This is a genomic window from Dietzia sp. DQ11-44 (genome assembly GCF_014145205.1).
Taxonomy (GTDB): domain Bacteria; phylum Actinomycetota; class Actinomycetes; order Mycobacteriales; family Mycobacteriaceae; genus Dietzia; species Dietzia natronolimnaea.
Window position 1 is genome coordinate 1 of record NZ_JAALEC010000228.1, and the last position, 4,166, is coordinate 4,166.

The window sequence follows — 4,166 nt, forward strand, 5'->3', positions numbered from 1 at the left end:
CCGGCGGCCGCGGGGCACCCTGATCCTGGCCACGCCCGGGGCCCCGTCGACGGTCGAGGAGTTGATCGGGACCCCGGCGACGGTCCTGCTGGTGGACGACGTGGTCACCACGGGGGCCACCGCCGCCGCGTGTGTGGGGGTGCTGGGCGAGGGCGGGCTGCGGGTCGACGGGGTGCTCGGGGTCACCGCCGCGTGAGGTCCGGGGCTGCCCGTGGGTGAGTTCCGGACGACTTGCCGCGACTACGGTCCACTGCCCAGACGACCGGGTATCGTTGGGTTCGGACGGGGTTCACCAGCACTTTCACTGAATTTGTCCGGTGGTCGCCCCGTCCGGAGAGTGTCCACTCAGCCATGTGGGTGTGCCCCTCGACCGGGGTCCCGGGCGGTAACCGGGTCGGTCGCAGAGGCCCGCCGCAGGCCCGATGAGGAGGAGCTTCGATGGCGAAGACCCCCGCAGTCCTGCTCGACCCCGCCACCTTCGACGGTCCGTCGACCGACGACCCCGGTGCCCCTGATGCGCAGGTGACCATCAAGGGCCGGAACGTCGAGGTCCCCGACCACTTCGCGACCCGGATCCACACCAAGCTCGCGAAGATCGAGAAGATCTCGCCCGCGATCACCCGGTTCGACGTGGTCCTTCTGCACGAGAAGAACCCACGCCTGGCCAAGGCCAGCCAGCGGATCGAGATCACCCTCAAGGGCAAGCCGGGTGTCGCCCGCGCCGAGGCGGCGGAGGACACCTTCTACGCCGCCCTGGAGTCGGCGGTCGCCAAGCTCGAACGGCAGATGCGCAAGGCACGCACCCGCCGGAAGATCAGCCACTCCGGGCACCGTCGACCGCAGTCCGTCGCCGAGGCCACCGCGGAGCTCGCGCCCGAGGCGGCACCGGCGGATGTCATGGACGAGTACGCGGACGGGGTCGACGACCAGCTCCCCGGCCAGATCGTGCGCCGCAAGGAGCACGACGGGACCCCGATGTCGGTCGACGAGGCCCTGGAGAAGATGGAACTCGTGGGACACGACTTCTACCTCTTCCGGGACACCGAGTCCGGCAACGCCACCGTCGTCTACCGGCGGCACGCGTTCGACTACGGACTCATCACGCTGAGTGACGAGGCCTGACGGTCGCAGCCCATACGCCCCGGGGGCGGTCCGGTCCGCATGGACCGGGCCGCCCTCGGCGTGTATCGGCGGCCGACAGCACCTAGGATGAACCGAGGGCCCGCGTGGCCCCCGCGCAGGTAGCCAGATTTCCCGATCAACCCGACCACGAGGACGTTCGAGACTGTGTCCATCCTTTCCAAGCTGCTCCGAGCCGGCGAAGGTCGAAAGCTCAAGCGGTACAGCGCTCTCGCCGAGTACGTGGATACTCTGTCCGACCAGACGGAGAAGCTGAGCGACGACGAGCTCCGCGCCAAGACCGACGAGTTCAAGGCCCGGTTGGCTGAGGGTGAGACGCTGGACGACCTGCTCCCGGAGGCGTTCGCGGTGGCCCGCGAGGCCGCCTACCGGGTCCTCGGGCAGCGGCCGTACAAGGTGCAGATCGTCGGCGCCATCGTCCTGCACACCGGGGCCGTGGCGGAGATGAAGACCGGTGAGGGCAAGACCCTGACCTGTGTCCTGCCCGCCTACCTCAACGCCCTGTCGGGTCAGGGCGTCCACGTGGTCACGGTCAACGACTACCTGGCCAAGCGCGACGCGGAGTGGATGGGCCGCGTCCACCGGTTCCTCGGACTGTCCGTGGGCGCGATCCTCGGCGGCATGACCCCGGCGCAGCGCCGGGAGTCCTACTCCGCCGACATCACCTACGGCACCAACAACGAGTTCGGCTTCGACTACCTGCGCGACAACATGGCGCACGACACCGCGGAACTGGTCCAGCGGGGCCACCACTACGCGATCGTCGACGAGGTCGACTCGATCCTGATCGACGAGGCGCGGACCCCGCTCATCATCTCGGGCCCGGCCGACGGATCGAGCAAGTGGTACGCGGAGTTCGCCCGCATCGCCCCGCTGCTCGAGGAGGGCACGCACTACGAGGTCGACCGCAAGAAGCGGACGATCGGCGTGACCGAGCAGGGCGTCGAGTACGTGGAGGACCAGCTCGGGATCGACAACCTCTACGAGGCGGCCAACTCACCGCTGGTGAGCTACCTGAACAACTCCATCAAGGCCAAGGAGCTGTTCACCAAGGACAAGGACTACATCGTCCGCGACGGCGACGTGATCATCGTCGACGAGTTCACGGGGCGCGTGCTCGACGGACGCCGCTACAACGAGGGCATGCACCAGGCCATCGAGGCCAAGGAGCGGGTGGAGATCAAGGCCGAGAACCAGACCCTGGCCACCATCACGCTGCAGAACTACTTCCGTCTCTACGAGAAGCTGGCCGGGATGACCGGTACGGCCGAGACCGAGGCCGCCGAGCTCTACTCGATCTACAAGCTCGAGGTCATGCCGATCCCGACCAACCGGCCGATGGCGCGCGAGGACCAGGCCGACCTGATCTACAAGACCGAGGAGTCGAAGTTCACCGCGGTCGTGGAGGACATCGCCGAGCGCGTGGAGAAGAAGCAGCCGGTCCTCGTGGGCACCGCGTCCGTCGAGCGCAGTGAGCACCTGTCCAAGCTGCTCACCCGCAAGGGCATCAAGCACCACGTGCTCAACGCCAAGTTCCACGCCTCGGAAGCCCAGATCATCGCGCAGGCCGGTCGACCGGGCGCGGTCACGGTGGCGACCAACATGGCCGGCCGTGGCACCGACATCGTGCTCGGCGGCAACCCGGACATCATCGCCGACCTCAACCTCCGCGAGCGCGGGCTCAATCCCGTGGACACCCCGGAGGAGTACGAGGAGGCGTGGGACGCCGAGATCGAGCGCATGCGCACGCTCACCAAGGAGGAGGCCGAGCGCGTCCGCGAGGCCGGCGGTCTCTACGTGCTGGGGACCGAGCGCCACGACTCGCGGCGCATCGACAACCAGCTGCGTGGGCGTTCGGGACGCCAGGGCGACCCGGGCGAGTCCCGGTTCTACCTCTCCCTGGGTGACGAGCTCATGCGCCGTTTCAACGGTGCGGCCGTCGAGGCGATCATGAACCGGTTGAGCCTGCCCGACGACGTGCCGATCGAGGCCGGGATGGTCTCGCGAGCCGTGAAGAACGCCCAGACCCAGGTCGAGTCGCAGAACTTCGAGATCCGCAAGGACGTCCTCAAGTACGACGAGGTGATGAACCAGCAGCGCACCGTGATCTACGGCGAGCGCAAGCGGATCCTCGAGGGCGAGGACATCACCGACCAGGTCGAGTCGATGATCTACCAGGTGGTCAGCGCCTACGTCGACGGTGCCGCCGCCGAGGGCTATGTCGAGGACTGGGACCTCGACAAGCTGTGGGACGCCCTGGGGCAGCTGTACCCGGTCTCGATCACCGCGCAGTCGATCATCGACGGCGACGAGTACGGGGCGGCGGGTGACCTGTCGGCCAAGAACCTCAAGGACGCGATCCTCGACGACGTCTTCGCCCGGTACGACGAGCGTGAGTCCGAGATCGAGGGCATCGGCGGCGAGGGTGCCATGCGCCAGCTGGAGCGCTCGATCATGCTCCAGGTCCTGGACCGCAAGTGGCGCGAGCACCTCTACGAGATGGACTACCTCAAGGAGGGCATCGGGCTGCGGGCCATGGCCCAGCGTGACCCCCTGGTCGAGTACCAGCGTGAGGGCTACGACATGTTCGCGGCCATGATGGACGGGGTGCGCGAGGAGACCGTCGCGTTCCTGTTCAACGTCAAAGTCGAGGCCAGCCCCCAGCAGAAGACTCTGGCCGCCCCCTCCGCGGCGCAGGCGGCGTCCCTCGCGGGCGCCAACCCGATCCTGCAGGCCGCGGGCACCGGTCGCGACGTCACCGATGACCAGATGCAGTTCTCGGGCCCTTCGGAGACGGGGGAGGCCCAGCTCGTCGACGAGGGCGTCCCGGCGAACCGCGCCGAGCGCCGCTCCCAGGAACGTCAGGACCGGCTCGAACGACGCGAGCGGGCCGCCAAGGCCGCGTCCCGGGGGCGCAAGAGCTGAACGAGGCTAGACCAACCGGAGGGCCGTGCAGGTCGCCCCGGTATCGGTGACCCTGATGCGGGCCGCGACGGCGAACAGTCGCGGCCCGCGGGCGTACGTGG

At 68.4% G+C, this 4,166-nt stretch carries 3 protein-coding genes; all 3 read left to right on the forward strand.

What is annotated here, in order from left to right:
• The coding region (locus tag G6018_RS06605) for a hypothetical protein (RefSeq protein ID WP_206685258.1) at positions 1-196 on the forward strand (196 nt) is incomplete at its 5' end.
• A 242-nt stretch (positions 197-438) separates the two neighbouring features.
• Complete coding sequence (raiA, locus tag G6018_RS06610) at positions 439-1,122, forward strand: ribosome-associated translation inhibitor RaiA (RefSeq protein ID WP_182609975.1); 684 nt, start codon at positions 439-441, stop codon at positions 1,120-1,122.
• Positions 1,123-1,287: 165 nt separating this feature from the next.
• Entirely contained in the window at positions 1,288-4,065 is a 2,778-nt protein-coding gene (gene secA, locus G6018_RS06615) for a preprotein translocase subunit SecA (protein ID WP_347237818.1), read from the forward strand.
• Positions 4,066-4,166 lie beyond the last annotated feature (101 nt).

Bases quoted from the DNA above. Each gene is read 5' to 3' on its own strand.
- raiA (WP_182609975.1), top strand. From the start codon at position 439: ATGGCGAAGACCCCCGCAGTCCTGCTCGACCCCGCCACCTTCGACGGT.